Annotated in this window: 12 protein-coding genes; 3 read left to right on the top strand and 9 right to left on the bottom strand. The window is 50.9% G+C overall.

The genetic code is table 11. The features are described 5' to 3' along the window. Positions 1–15: 15 nt before the first annotated feature. From B5F07_RS16075 to B5F07_RS16035, 8 genes are all read right to left on the bottom strand, one after another. Positions 16–3,327 (bottom strand): TraG/VirB4 family ATPase, encoded by a 3,312-nt coding sequence (locus B5F07_RS16075; RefSeq protein WP_087162274.1) that lies wholly within the window; start codon positions 3,325–3,327, stop codon positions 16–18. Further along, positions 3,324–3,980 (bottom strand): DUF5038 domain-containing protein, encoded by a 657-nt coding sequence (locus B5F07_RS16070; RefSeq protein ID WP_162613154.1) that lies wholly within the window; start codon positions 3,978–3,980, stop codon positions 3,324–3,326. The genes B5F07_RS16075 and B5F07_RS16070 overlap by 4 nt, the downstream gene beginning before the upstream one ends. A gap of 10 nt (positions 3,981–3,990) precedes the next feature. Continuing rightward, positions 3,991–5,787, bottom strand: a complete 1,797-nt coding sequence (locus B5F07_RS16065) for a lysozyme family protein (protein WP_087162272.1) — start codon at positions 5,785–5,787, stop codon at positions 3,991–3,993. Continuing rightward, positions 5,788–6,705 carry a hypothetical protein gene (locus B5F07_RS16060; protein WP_087162271.1) on the bottom strand — a complete coding sequence of 306 codons (918 nt, stop codon included), beginning with the start codon at positions 6,703–6,705 and terminating at the stop codon, positions 5,788–5,790. A 15-nt stretch (positions 6,706–6,720) separates the two neighbouring features. Next, positions 6,721–7,431 carry a hypothetical protein gene (locus tag B5F07_RS16055; protein ID WP_087162270.1) on the bottom strand — a complete coding sequence of 237 codons (711 nt, stop codon included), beginning with the start codon at positions 7,429–7,431 and terminating at the stop codon, positions 6,721–6,723. 21 nt (positions 7,432–7,452) lie between these two features. Next, a complete protein-coding gene (locus B5F07_RS16050; RefSeq protein WP_015574505.1) occupies positions 7,453–7,830 on the bottom strand; it encodes a hypothetical protein in 378 nt (125 codons plus the stop codon). A 360-nt stretch (positions 7,831–8,190) separates the two neighbouring features. After that, positions 8,191–8,445 carry a helix-turn-helix domain-containing protein gene (locus tag B5F07_RS16040; RefSeq protein ID WP_054352600.1) on the bottom strand — a complete coding sequence of 85 codons (255 nt, stop codon included), beginning with the start codon at positions 8,443–8,445 and terminating at the stop codon, positions 8,191–8,193. A 155-nt stretch (positions 8,446–8,600) separates the two neighbouring features. Next, positions 8,601–8,942, bottom strand: coding sequence for a helix-turn-helix domain-containing protein (locus B5F07_RS16035; RefSeq protein WP_054352601.1), 342 nt, complete (start codon positions 8,940–8,942; stop codon positions 8,601–8,603). Positions 8,943–9,074: 132 nt separating this feature from the next. On the opposite strand from B5F07_RS16035, the gene B5F07_RS16030 reads away from it, so the two are divergent. Further along, positions 9,075–9,779, top strand: a complete 705-nt coding sequence (locus tag B5F07_RS16030; protein ID WP_087162268.1) for a hypothetical protein — start codon at positions 9,075–9,077, stop codon at positions 9,777–9,779. 358 nt (positions 9,780–10,137) lie between these two features. Here the strand turns inward: B5F07_RS16030 and B5F07_RS16020 are convergent, their stop codons facing one another. Next, positions 10,138–10,788, bottom strand: a complete 651-nt coding sequence (locus tag B5F07_RS16020) for a hypothetical protein (protein ID WP_140398039.1) — start codon at positions 10,786–10,788, stop codon at positions 10,138–10,140. Positions 10,789–11,270: 482 nt separating this feature from the next. On the opposite strand from B5F07_RS16020, the gene B5F07_RS16010 reads away from it, so the two are divergent. Together B5F07_RS16010 and istB are read left to right on the top strand one after the other, a co-directional pair. Then, positions 11,271–12,845 (top strand): Mu transposase domain-containing protein, encoded by a 1,575-nt coding sequence (locus tag B5F07_RS16010; protein WP_087162265.1) that lies wholly within the window; start codon positions 11,271–11,273, stop codon positions 12,843–12,845. Next, the gene (gene istB, locus B5F07_RS16005; protein ID WP_204248857.1) at positions 12,842–13,645 is read left to right on the top strand and encodes an IS21-like element helper ATPase IstB; all 804 of its coding nucleotides are present in this window, start codon (positions 12,842–12,844) and stop codon (positions 13,643–13,645) included. The genes B5F07_RS16010 and istB overlap by 4 nt, the downstream gene beginning before the upstream one ends. The last annotated feature ends 139 nt before the right edge of the window (positions 13,646–13,784 follow it).

Here is a 13,784-nt window from a genome sequence, read left to right as displayed (position 1 = left end):
GTTGCTTTGGCATCGTTACCCGGCTGCTTTTTGTCTGTGCCGTTCCAGGATCTCCAGAAGTTCCTGCCGGTCCGTAGTGATCAGCTCTTTTTCCAGGGCGGATGCCTTAAATTCCACAGTAATGTTATTGTTATTCGTGGAGATCAGACCATTGCCCCGCTGGAAGTGCGTAATGTTCATCACCTCCGTTTCCGAGAGATGCAGGATCTGTTTCACCCGCTGCGCCTCTTCGTCTTCCAGGTTCAGGACAAGTTTAGTCTTGCAGTTGTTTATGATTCCCTTTCCGTACTTGCCGTCATCCAGGGCAAAAAAGTCATTTAAATCCTGCGTCGCAAAGACGGCAGAACCGCCGTATCCCCGGATGATCTTGGCGATCTCCAGGACAAATTCTGCAGCCAGGCGGTTGCTGGACGCACCGATGAGCTGCCAGACCTCATCCACGAAGATGGCTTTTTCCTCCGTTCGGTTCTCCTTTGCGATATCCCAGACATAATCCAAGACGGTAAACATGCCCACTGTCAATAGATCCCCGGTCAGCTCGGAGATATCGAGAACCGTATACTTATTGGTCAGATCCACGTTGGTTTCCTGGTTAAAAGAGGAAGCAGAGCCGTGGACCAGCCGGTTTAAGATGTGGGCCATGCGTTTCGTGTCATCGCTTTCCATCAGGATATCGTAGACATCCTCCAGGATCGGCATGGGTTTATACCGGTCCGGATGAGCCGGATCGATCAGGGACTCGTTTTTGTGGGTGATCCCCTTTTCGGCATAGGTCTTGATCAGCGCCTCATCGAGAAGCTGCCGCTCCTCATGGGTCATGTCCGGGATGAGCAGGCTGAAGAAGATATGCAGCTTCTGGATCTTCCCGGCCAGTGCCGAGTTGTCCATGGAAGGACCGTCCAGCAGCTCATTGACGGAGTTATCCGTTTTCCGGATCTCCATGATGTTGATGCAGTTCCGGCTGGCGGGGGAAATCTGGATGAACTCCCCGCCGATATTCTTGCAGGCCCGGTAGAACTCATGCCCTTTCAGCGGCGCTATGATGAAGACTTTGATGTTCTTGCGCCGCATCCGGGTGGCAAAAAGCTGCATGGTAAAGGTTTTCCCTGCACCGGAGCAGCCCAGGATCGCCACGTTGGCATTTTTGTACTGCCTGGAATCAAAGATATCCGCAATGACAAGGCTGTTGTTGTGCTTGTTGACACCAAATAGAATCCCGTTGTCATCACAGATGGAGTAGCTGACAAAAGGATAGCAGCTTGCCGCCCCGCTGGTTAAAACGTTCCGCCTGGAAAGCTGATACAGCTTCTTATCCAGAGATGCCAGGGGCAGCGTGGATAAAAAGCCCTGCTCCTGCAGAAAGTAGCAGGTTCTCAGGTCCATGTCCTGGGAGATCAGGAGCTTTTTCATCTCCTGTACCCGCCACTGCAGTTCCTCTAAAGTAGAGGCTGTGACGGTAATGAGAAGGCTCATGTAATAGAAGTCCTCATTATTCGCCAGCCCCTGTTTTAAGAAATAACCGGAGCGGATGGCGGAATCCAGGTCGTCATAGTCGGTATTGGTATCCGAGGCGTCCTTGATCTTGGAACGGTTGATCCGGATCTGTTGTCCCAGCCGCTGCTGGATCTTATCCTTTGGCTGCCGGTGGAGGTAAAAATCCACGTCAATGCCTTCCCCAGCGTTTACCAAAAGCGACAGCCACCCCGGCACCACCCGGCTTTTGTAGCCGGATGACGGTACGTACAGATAGGAGTGGTAGACCCCGTTGATCAGCACATAGCTGGAGTGCCGGAAATCCAGGGTTTCCGGGGAGAGAAATTCACTGATGCGGATATCCTCATCGGCACGGTTCTCCTTTGCGTACCGTGCCAATACGGAAGCAATGCGCTCCTGCAAGGGATGGGTGGCGCAAAGGGAGCGGTTTAAGAGGGTGTACAAAACATCCGTGGTAAACTCATCCGGATTTTCATGTTCTGTCACCTCATTGCCGCACTGGTACAGAAAGGTCTTGGCTGTCTGCGCCGTCGTCTCCAGGGATTCTAAGATCTCCCGTTCCGTCACCTTCCGGTTGGCGTTAAAAGGTTCATATTCCATAACAAGGAAGAACCGCCGGGAAACGGCCTCCCTGGAACTTAGGTTTCGGACAAACTTCAGGTAATCCTCCTGCAGCTCCCGGCACCGGGGATCCGTTTCATTTTCCAGCTCCTGTCTGGATTTCTCCAGATGCTGGTTGATGTCCGCCCGTTTGGAGATCATCTTGATCTGCAGCTTTACCGGGCTGATCTTCAGGTAGCTGATAAAGCTGTAGATGATCCCCATCTGCTCCCTGGCACTTCGGAGCAGGAAGTTGATGGGCTCGACTTCCAGGATCTTTACATACCGTCCATCCGTTGTGTAAATGACACCGTGGGCAATCTTTTCAATCGGAAGGTAGTCCTCTATGGTCTGAAACTTCCGTTTCTTTTTCCTGGCGGAAGACTGGGATGCTGTCTGACGGGATTTTGAAGCACTTTTTTGTACAGCCTTATCATCCTGCGTCTCCCTTGCCTTTCGGTCCTCTGCCTTGCGGGCCGCTTTCGCCTGCCGTGCAGCAAGGCGGGCGTCCTGCGCAGCCTGTTTCTTTTTGGCACGGAGCTTTTCCTTCTCCGCCCGCTCTTCCCGGCGCTTTGCTATCTTTGCGCATTTCTGCTCATAGGCTAACTGCCGGATATCTTCTCTGGCCTGCCTGCGGATGCCCCGCCGGGTGGAGGTATCGAAGGATTTATGCTCACGAACCTTTGGCTCCCGTTTCTTTTTCCGTTTCGTTTTCCCAGAAGGAGTGGGGGAAGGGGAGCCGGACAGATCCTGCTGGGGCGCCTCTTTCGTGGGAGGTGCATCGTCCTGCTGACCGGCCCCCTCAAAAGGGGGAGAATCCTCCAAAGAGCCCTTTTTCGCCTTTTTCTTCCGGCGTTCCCGTTTGGCGGGTTTTTTGGCTTCTTTCGTGCCAGGCAGCTTCTGCCGTTTCTTCTTTGGCTCCGGCATTGCGTCAGAGCGGTAAATCACCCGCCGGTTCTTCAAAAAACGCAGGGCGTTCATAAGGAAAGCGGTGATGCTTTCCCCGCCGATCCCGATGAGGGATACCATAGCTGCCGGCAGTGCGGTCATGCACAGGATGATGATGCGGGTGGTCAGGGAAAACGGCAGGTGGACCACCGGCACCCCGATCAGCAGGGCGAAAATAATGGCTTCAATGGCATTGCGGATGTCAAAGGTGCCGTTTAAGATCTTGCCCTTTTCGATGAAGTTTGGCGGGATAAAGGAGGTCCGCTGCTCATCCGGATTGCTCATGGCAGCACCTCCTCTCCGTCCTGGGTGTTCTGTGCGGGATCCGCAGCATTTGCGGAAGCTCCGCTTTGCGTAGTTCCCGTTTCTTCTGTCCCGGTATCCGGTGCAGGCTCTTCTGGTGCGGTCACATCCGCATAGCCGCCTTCCTGGCGCTGCTCCACTTCACTGCTGGAGACAGGGGGCAGGGTATCCAGCACCGGTTTTTCATAGGTCTGCCCGGATGTCCCCAGCACTGTCCGATCATCACCAAAAGAAAAAGCACCCGTCATGGTGTCATAGAATACCGGCAGGGTGCTGTCATCGGACAGAAGAAAATGCAGTTCCACCGTGGTAGTATCCGGATAACCGGTCTCGTCCGGCAGATATTCTGCCGAAGTAATTTCTGTCCGCCCGATACTGGTAAGATATACCGGAAACTGCTCCTTTAAGGATGCAGTCTGGGCGGAGGAGAAGAACTGGCTCAGTTCTTCAAAGGATAAAAAGTCCATCTCGGTCAGCTCCTCTGGCTGTGTTGTCTCTTCCTGGGTGGCGGCCTCTCCCTGTGCCTCTGGATCCGGTGTTTCCTTTTGTTCCCGGAGCTTGGAGGGAAGAAAGATGGCGACCAATAGGAGAAAGAGCATCAGGAGGATGGACAGGATCAGTTTTAATCTGCTCATAAGCACTCCTCTATTTCTTCTCGAAAATCCAATACTGCGAGGAAGTCGCATGGATTTCCGTCATCATGTCAAATGCACGGCTCACGTAGTTCTTGGAGTCGCTATCATTGGGATCGTTTACCAGCACCTTCCCGTCTGCGGTCAGGCCACGGAGAACAATAAAATGCCCGCCGCTGGTAAACAGCCCCGGTCTCTGGGAGGAGATCACAGGCTTCCCTTCTAATAACGCCTGCAGCACCGCATTGGCATCTGTGGTCTGGGTGACGCTTCCGCATCCGAAATGAGAAGCCGCCGCCTGGAAATAGGACCAGTAGGTGCCTTCCCCCGCCTTATAATAGGAATTGCCGCACCAGGCGACTGCATCCACCGGAGTAATGGTGCTGCCAGTCAGGTAGCTTGCTACCATGGCAAAGGCAGTAGGCCCGCAGCCGCAGTCCGCAATGGAGCCGGTGCCGTAAGGGATGTTTCCGTATTCCGTCTGGATGTAGAGGGGGATCTGCATCCCGCCTGCCGGGTAAGTGCCGCCGGTATTCAGTACCTGGTAATAGCGCAGGACATGATCCACGTACTCCTTGTCCCCGTAGATGGAATAGTTCCAGCCGGGCCGGGCACACATCATGTCCGAGTAGGCAATGGCGTTTTCCTTTGTATAACCGCCATCCCGTTCCATCGCCCAGTCGATGTAAGCGGAACCGTAATTATAGCCCTGGAGGGCCAGCTTGATCCGGTCCAGGTCCGTCGGCCCGGTGCATCCGGCTTTCTGCAGGACGTCCCGGAGCGCCTGGATGCCGCACTCAATGGAGTATTCCGGATCGGTGATCGTGCCGGGGCCTCTGGGGAACCGGGTATTGTATCCGCTTTCCGATGCCTGCATGGGATCGCTTCCCCGTCCGCCGGATTCCTGCATCATGACGGCGAGGATCAGCTCCACGTAATCGCTCATTCCATACCGGGCGGCAATCTCGGATACCAGTGGCCGGTAGGCAAGCACCTCATCACTTAAGTTGATCGCCATAGCCGTGCCGGAGGCAGCGCCAAAGAAGAGGGTCAGGTTACTGGCGTAGTTTTCCGCCAGTTCCTTTTGTTCCTCGCTCAAGTAAAATACATGGTCAGCAAAATAGGCGTCACCGGCAAAGGAAACGGTATAGGTATAGCGGGTAAATGTTACGGTTTCCGTCTGAGGCGTTTCCCCTTCTGCGGTTTCCGTCTCCACTTCCACAGAAACGGTTTCTTCCGCTACATCATAAGAAAAAAGCCCGTCCTTGTTTTCCCGGATCAGGCTTTGGAGTTTGTCAATATTGATATTTTCATAATCATCCTGGCTCGCACAGAACTGGGAGATTAAAAGATGGGCATTGACCGCTATGGTCGTCTCATAGGGATCTACGATCTGTACGGTGGAGCCCTCCGGAAGCGCTGCAATGGCAGTGTTGATCTCTTCTAAAAGATCCGCATGGCTTTCTTCCAGGACTTCCACAATCGCCTGCCTGGCGTTCTGGATATTCTCATTGATCAGGGCATTGCTGTTTAAAGCCCCAGTGTTTTCTGTCAGAGATCCAAAGATCAGCCCCGGCAGCATCAGGATGAATAGCACGGGAAGCAATAAAAACCCCAGGATAACGGCTCCGGCTTTCAAAAGAGTATGCCGGTTTGCGATGGCAGCACTGATGGCTGCCGTAAAGGGACCGGCTGCCGCACCCGCCACGGTCTTGGACAGATGGGCGGCGGTCTTCATGGCCTGTAAGTGGGAGGCTGCACTGGTGCCTACATCGACAGCTTCCCCAAGGCCGGAGCTTTGCTCCGCCATTTACATCCGATCCTTTCGCTGCGGGGCAGGCGGCAGCTTCTGGACAATGGATTCGTTGTAGGCGACTTTTCCATTGCCAGCGTCATACGGCGTTTTCTCCACCGTATCCTGTGCGTACTGCTTATACCAGGCAGCGCCGTCCACAGATTGGACCGTCTCAAAGCTGCCATGGGTAGGCGCCGCATATTGGTCAGCGCTGTAGAGGGCAAATTCCCGGCTGCCGGCATCCGTTTTTTCCACGCCGGTCATCCGTCCACCGCCAATCTCCATGTTCGAGTAGGTGGCAGCATCCGGAGCAGAGGTGTCGATTCCCATGTAGGAGGCATAGGCTTTTGCCGCATCCTCCCCTTTGATAGAGCCGACCTGCCCGTAATTGCCCTGGGCGATATTGCTGATCACGTGATTGGCAAAGTCTCCGCCTTTCTTGAGCGAGGACTGATAGAGCATATTCCCGACGCTGGGCCCTTCCGAATAGTGGGTAGCAGCATTGACGGCTTCCCGCTGTACCTGGCGTCCCACTGCACCGGCAAGCCCTCCGGAGAGAAAGCTGCCGCCAACGGCTGCGCTTCCGGGAGAGGATGCCCTGCGGTATCCGCCGCCACCACCATGCCCATGGAAGGCTCCGGCAAGGCCCCGGCCTGCAATGAGCAGCTCCGCCATCATGTTCCCGCCGGTGTTTCCTACATTAATCCCCAGGGATGCCATAAAGCTGTCGATCTTCTGGGAAACCTTGAGGAAAGCAATGGCACAGAGGAACCAGATGAACACATTTCCGGTCACGGCTTCCTTTCCCTGTTCTGCTACGGCTTCCTCCACCTGGGCTTCTGTCAGCTCTGCCGCAAAGACCGGCATGGAGCAGAACAAAACCAGGCAGGAAACCAGTACCAGGGCAGTGAGGATTGGTTTTTTGTATTTCATGGACTCCTCCTTTCATCAGAGTGATAACGGGTTTGCGAGGAAAGTGCCGACCATGCTGGTAAACAGCCGCAGGCACCAGGCGTTCATCAATAATAGGAAGAACTGCCCGCCCAGCATCCGGCACCAGGAATGGAAGATGTTCCCGGTGGACTGGGAGGCACCTGTGGCAAAGGCAACCGGCGCCGTATAGACCAGCACTCCCAAAAGGATGTAGCGTTCCGCTGCCTCAAAGAGCAGCTTGATGTAATTCCACGCCAAAATCAAAACTAAAATCAGGGCGATAATCGCCACGGCTCCATTGGCGCATACACCCAGGATGACGGTGATGACTGAATTGAAGCTGGCAAAATCCAGGGAGGGAAGCTCCTCCGTTAAGATCCAGTCATAAGGCGTCCCGGCGATGCCAAGGAGCAGGTTCACGATGTCTTCCGCATAAAAGGCCAGGAAGATAAAAATAAAAGAACGGATGGAAAGTTTCAGGGGATCCTCCGCTTCGATTCCGGCACCCATGAAGTAGTTCTTGAAAAGCTGCCACACCCAGTTTAAGAGGATGAGGCCAAGAGCCAGTGCCAGAAACACATCGTACATGGTTTCAGCTGCAGGAAAATAGCGCAGGAACGTGTCCATGGAGCAGCCGAGGGCGCCCAGGACTGAAGTGGTGATCAGATCCAGGATGTTCATGACCTGTTCTGCGATCCATTCCACGATTCCGTCCAGTATTCCCATGTGGTTTCCTCCTTTCCGGGCTTATCCGCTGTATGTGCCTCCGGCAAAGAACGGGGTAATGTATGCCATAATAAAACCAAGGCCGTTCAGAATCGCCCAGGTAATGATGATCCGCTTCAGCCAGGCACGGCTCTCATCCACGGTCTTGCCGGATTTCGAGAAATTCATCAAAAGCAGCGCCACGGATGCGGTCACTACGGCGGCAATGGTGGATATGAGGACGATCTGGTTGTAGACATCCTTCATGATCTCATTGGCCTTGTCCCACATATTGGAAGCAAGCACCGGCTGGACATTCGCTGCGATAAGCGTAAAGAGCAGGAAGGCTGCGTAGAGGTATTTCCCGTAGCAGACCGTCCGCTTTTTCTCCGGTGAAGAGTTTGCAGGTAACTGTTTCATGTATGACCTCCTTCATTGATCTTGAAAAAACGGACGGGATTGCTTTTCCCGCCCGTGCTTATAATTTCCTGCCTCAAAAAGCAGAAGCAGCCCGGTCAATGCGGAATGCTTCTGCAAAGCCATATGAAGTTGTTGAAGGGAAACCTCCTTTCCCTGCACGAAAAAACGCAGCCAATCCGGGCGGGAGGCTGCCGCCTTTGGATGCGCTGCGTTTTCGCTGCATATAATTTTGACAGTACCTATTGTAACATGGGGAAATTTACGGCACAATCGCAAAACCGTGCCAGTTTTGTGCGAAACCGGGAAGAATGTGTGCCACGGTCAGAACGAAGAGAAAGTGGGAAGATTTGGAGAGAAGAATTATTCCGAACCTGGGAGATGGACATCCCGAAAGAAGGTGTTATAGTCCACCTGAAAGATCTGGGCCAGGCCTGCAAGGACCGAGATGCGGATGCTGTAGGTACCGCCTTCGATCTGAGAGTAGATGCTCCGGGTGATGTCCAGATCCATAAGCTGCAGTTTGGAAACCACCTGGTCCTGTGTCAGCTTCCGCTCCATGCGCAGGGAGCGGATGGTTTCGCCAATCTGAATATCCTGTTTCAGTTTTTGTTCCATGAAAGAAGCCTCCTTTTTCGTGTTTCCGGGAGTATGCCGAAACCGATCTCGTGAATTTGCAATGTATTCATTGCAGTTTCCTTGATTCTACTGGATATTCCGAGTATAATTGCAATGTATTCATTGCAAAACCGCAGGGGGCTTAGGCCCTGCGGTCAGTTCTGTTTCTCTACCAGGGAGGCTTTGGAGAGCAGCTCCTGGATCGTTTCGATGGTTTTGTTATTCAGGGAGCTGGCATATTGGATGAGGTTTAAGGCAGCCGGTGACATCCTGGAATCATGCGCCTGGCATAAAAGCCAGCGATCCATGGACAAGCTGAAGGTTTTGGAAAGGACCATGGCAACTTCCAGAGATGGAAGTTGTTGTCCACGTTCAATCTTGGTATAGTATGAATAGGAAATGCCTGCTTTTTCTGCAGCATATTCCTGGGTGTATCCGAGCTGGAGCCGCCGTTCCTTCAGGATCCTGCCGATCCGACTGATTTCAGATTGTTCCATGTTCTTTACACCCCCTTTCCATGTTTGCCTTTATGGTAAGACATAAATAGTGCCTGAACCACACACTATTTATGCTCATAACAGACACAAATAATGCTTGTTACAGACATAAATAAAGCGGGAGGAAGGACGATGCAGAAGGGAAAGTATTACCGGATGAGGAAAGAACTGGTATGGGGAGCGGGCATCCTGGCTGCCCTGCTTCTTTTTTTCACAGCTTTTGGGAAAATGAAAGATACGGCAGATATGCCGCAACAGGAGGAGTTCACTTCAATGGAGTATAAAGAATTGCCAGCAGTCCAGTCGGAGCTGTCGGATCCGGAGGGCTGTTATCTGTGCGGCACAGCAAAGGAAAGCCTGATGGAATATTTCCGGCAGTTTGATGATCTGGGGATTATCAGTGTAAACCAGTGGTATGTGCTGGATTTCGGCATCCTGCCTCATGAGGAGGACGGAGCAGATACCAGTGGCACCAGGACTGCCATGACAGGCACCGGGGAAGGCGGAGACTTCTTTTCCAGCACACAGACGCCCTCCCGTGGGATTTCCACGGTGGAAGTCAGTTATGGGGAAGACAGTATCCTGAATGTGGAGAAGGCAAAAACCATTCTTTGCCAGGACTGTCTGGATAAGGTGCTTTCGGTTATGGAAACTTATGGCCCGGAAGGGGAAGATCCAAAGCCCAGAGGTTTGTGCCTGGTGGATTTTCAGACGCTGGAGCTGTATTCCCTGCAGGAACAGTATGCCAGCTACTACATCCGGGATTATTATGTGCGGCTGGATCAGACGGATGACGGGATGGAGGTGGAAGCGGTCTATGCACCGGAAAGAAAGTAGCGGGAACCTGCAGATACATTTTGAAAATTCCATGTCTTTATGGCTTCGCATATTTTTTTCTGATATTTTTTGAAGTGAAGCAAAGAAATGAAAGTGTGGATATGATGATTCTGAAACAATCTGCCTCTGCAAAACTTCAAAGGGCAGACGGGGAATATGCTGCATCAGAACAGTCAAAGAAATGTTTCAAAGCCAATCACGAAAAGCTATTTCATTCTGATTAATAATGCGGGGCGGCGGCACTTTGTGCTGTCCCCCCGTGCTTGCCTATCTGTAAAGGCTAATAAGAATGTCAATGTCAATGCCAATGCGCGTTCATCTTGATCGTTGCCTGGCTCGGCTGCCTTTGCTACTTTTTTTATAAATCCATTTTCTCAATCTTGCGAATACCAATATGGGTAAATAATATTCCCGCACAAATAGAATAAAGGAGAAAAATCATTGTAGAGAGTGCGATTTGTGAGCTGTTTGAAGAAGTTACAACTATGTAATGTAATGGCGAGAGATATTTTATCCCGTCTATATAAGACATTAAATTCATTATGATATAGAGAATCATGTACACGCCTACACATACAAGTGTCTTCAACCTTGTTGCCATTAGCATTACGAGAAAAATCGTTATCAGCCAAAACATACAATTACAAATGATTTGAGCGACTTCCATACTCACATTACTATCATAGAATATGCCGCTTGCAACATTTGGATTGTGAACAAGCACAGCATAATAAAATACGATACTCGTTAGAACTAATAAAATATCTATGAATACCGAAAAAATTAACAGTGCTAATTCTTTGCCTCCATATATCAATTTTCGGATACCGATTTGATTTATGTATAAGCGAATACTCTTATTCTCAATTTCTGATGCCAAACTTCTTCCAATGATTGCAGATAAAATCACATTGAAAATGAACATAGACTGACTCATCTGAAACATTGCGCTGGCAAAGCCTATGGCTGTTATATTTCCTGTAGCCGCAGACAATGTAGATCTTCTCAAGTCCGGAGATATCCCCTAACATGAGAGCTCCTGAAGCAGGTGGAATGTCCTGGTGAGCAGAACAGGATCTGCATCATTGCTGATGCGGACCGTGATGTTCTTCATAGCAACTTCAATCGTATGCGAATTGTCAAGGTACGGGTTCTGCATCTGTGATGCTGTATGCTGCTCCGGAATGTGATCTGGAACAATGTCAATGGGGACCACGTCCTGTTTTGGGCGGGGGACCTCAAGATGACCATAATTCGCTTGTGCGTGGTAAGGTGATTTTACAGCCACAGGGTAAGGAGTTTTTTACATGCCGCGGTAAGAACTTTTTTACATCATGCGGTAAGGAGTTTTTTACATGAGTTGGTAAGAAGTTCTTTACACCGTCCGGTAATCACTTTTTTACATCCCCTGCGGCGAGTTTTATCACAGGAGGAGTCAGCGGTTCATCCGATTTTGTATACTGTAAGCAGTACACAAGAGAGGAGACCTTTATGCTGACAAAAACAAAAATGCAGGAAATACAGGATTTAAAACTACAAGGTTACACAAAAGCTGATATTATCAGGTACTATGAAGCGCAGGGGCGCAAGCCTCCCAGCCGCCCCACGATCAGTAAGTATTATGACATGGATGTAATCCCGGATGATCCAGGCGCTAAGCTTGCAAAACCAAAAACATTTGACGCGGAGCCTTTCCGCAGCACGATCATCAGAATCCTTGAGACGAACAGTGGAAAAAGTTTCTGTATGTCATCTGTTTACGATGTTCTGGAAGAAAAATTCATCGAAAACGGAGAGTATGAAAAACTTCCCGGGAACCAGCAGACGCTCCGCAACTATATCCACTATCTTGAGGATTCCGGACAGATCAATAGGGAACCGGAGCATCGTCGTATCTATGATTATGTTTTTGACACCCCGCCCGGAGAACAGATGCTCATCGACTTCGGTGAGGAGACTCTCTCAAAAACAACGCACATCCATTTCATCTGCCTTTTGTTGCGTTACAGTCGTTTTTTATGCGTCTATGCACAGGATCACAAGTATAACTCGGAAGAGGCCTGTAAGGCGATCTATCGTAGTTTCTGTAGACTTGGAGGGCGTCCTAAGGAACTGGTCATCGACCAGGACGCAGTGTTTGTCTCCAGTGAAACCTATGGTGAAGTCATCAAGACCAGGACCTTTGAAGATTTCTGTACAGAACAGGATATCCGGCTCTGGGTGTGTAATAAGGCGGACCCGGAAAGCAAGGGACCTATCGAAAACTCTGTTGGGTTCGTGAAGAAAAACTTCTTCAGTGCGCGGAAGGTCACCTGTATCGATGATGTATGGCGTTCCCTGCCCGGATGGCTGGAGCGCAAGAATCAGCGGATCCACCGTTCCACCTTACGAGTCCCAAAAGCAGTCTACGACAATGTTGAACGGTCAGCCATGCGGCCTCTTCTTCCATCCGTGTATGAAACATCTCCGAATACGTTCCGCACCTATGAAATCGCGGCATTGCCTTACGTCCTGTATAAATCATGCAGGTATTCGGTTCCCCGTGATTATGCTTTCAAAACGGTACGGTTCAAAGTTGTCAGTGGGAAGATCCACATTTATGATGACCAGCTGAACTATATCTGTTCCCATAATCTCAGCGAGAGGAAAGGAAGTGTCAATCAACTCCCGGAACACCGGAAACAGGACTCCGGAGACTGGATCGAGATCATGGAACGTCTCCGCGGCAAATGGAACTGCTATGACTTCCAGCACTTCATCAATGGTGTGAAAAAGGAAAATCCGCGGCATATCTCCAAACAGCTTCGGGCAATTGAACAGTTCCTTGATTCTGAGAATCCGGATAAATCCCTGGTAGCGCAGGTGATGAAGGAATGCTGCCAGAAATACCGGTATCAGTTCTCACAGTTTAAAGTTGTTTACAGCCTCGCAAAAGCCGGCCGGGAACTGGCCACAGACGACTGCCGCGCACAGGTTCCATCCGGCAGTGTCAGCTACACGGATCTTTCTGTTTATGCAAAAGCATTTCAGGAACGCACAGAGAGGAAGGAGGCTGCTGCTCGATGAACCGTGAAATCTTAAAAAGTATGGATACCGGCCATATCCCTGTACAGCGGCTCACAGCCCTGCTTGAAACGTTTACCTTAAAGCATGCAGCGCGTATGCTTCCGGATCTTCTGGAAACCGCAGATCTTCAGGACTCCTCCTGCAGGGAATTCCTTCTGGCTGTTCTCGAGACCGAAGTCAAAGGGCGGAATGAACGGCGCCGGAAGCGTAACTATTCCGCAGCGCATTTTCCACCAAATATCCGACCGCTGGAAGAGTTTGATCCGGAAGAGCTGGAGTCAGGTATCACCCAGGCACAGCTCTCCGTTTTGAAAGAATTGTCCTGGCTGGACAACTGCGGAAACCTTGTCTTTGCGGGGCCTCCGGGCCTCGGCAAGACCATGGTTGCCTGTGGCCTTGGCCTACAGGCTGTCAACAGCGGCTATACTGTATGTTTTGAGAAGATGACCAGCCTGATCAAGATCCTTGATACCGCAGAGACAGAGCGTGCAGCCGGATTCCGGCTCAAAAATATCAAGAAAGCACAGCTTGTCATAATTGATGAGATCGGCTACACACCGATCAGCCGCGGACAGGCAAACAGGTTTTTCACATTTATCAGTGATACCTATGAAACCAGTTCCATCATCTTTACCACCAACAAAGAGATCGTTGACTGGGCTGAGATGATGGGGGATCCGGTACTTACCACTGCGATGCTGGACCGGATCCTGCACCATGCCAAGTGTTACTCTTTCCGCGGGGAATCCTATCGGCTGAAGCACCCTGACCTTTACCCACAAGGAGAAACAGAGATGTAAAAACTGCTTACCGGGTAAAGTAAAAAAGTGCTTACCTTACGATGTAAAAATCTGCTTACCAGAGTATGAAAAAAACTCCTTACCATACGATGTAAAAAACATCTTACCTAACAATGTAAAAAAGTGGTTGACATTTGCA

This window comes from Lachnoclostridium sp. An169, assembly GCF_002160525.1.
GTDB lineage: Bacteria > Bacillota > Clostridia > Lachnospirales > Lachnospiraceae > Mediterraneibacter > Mediterraneibacter cottocaccae.
This window is presented reverse-complemented; position numbering and strand designations above follow the sequence as displayed.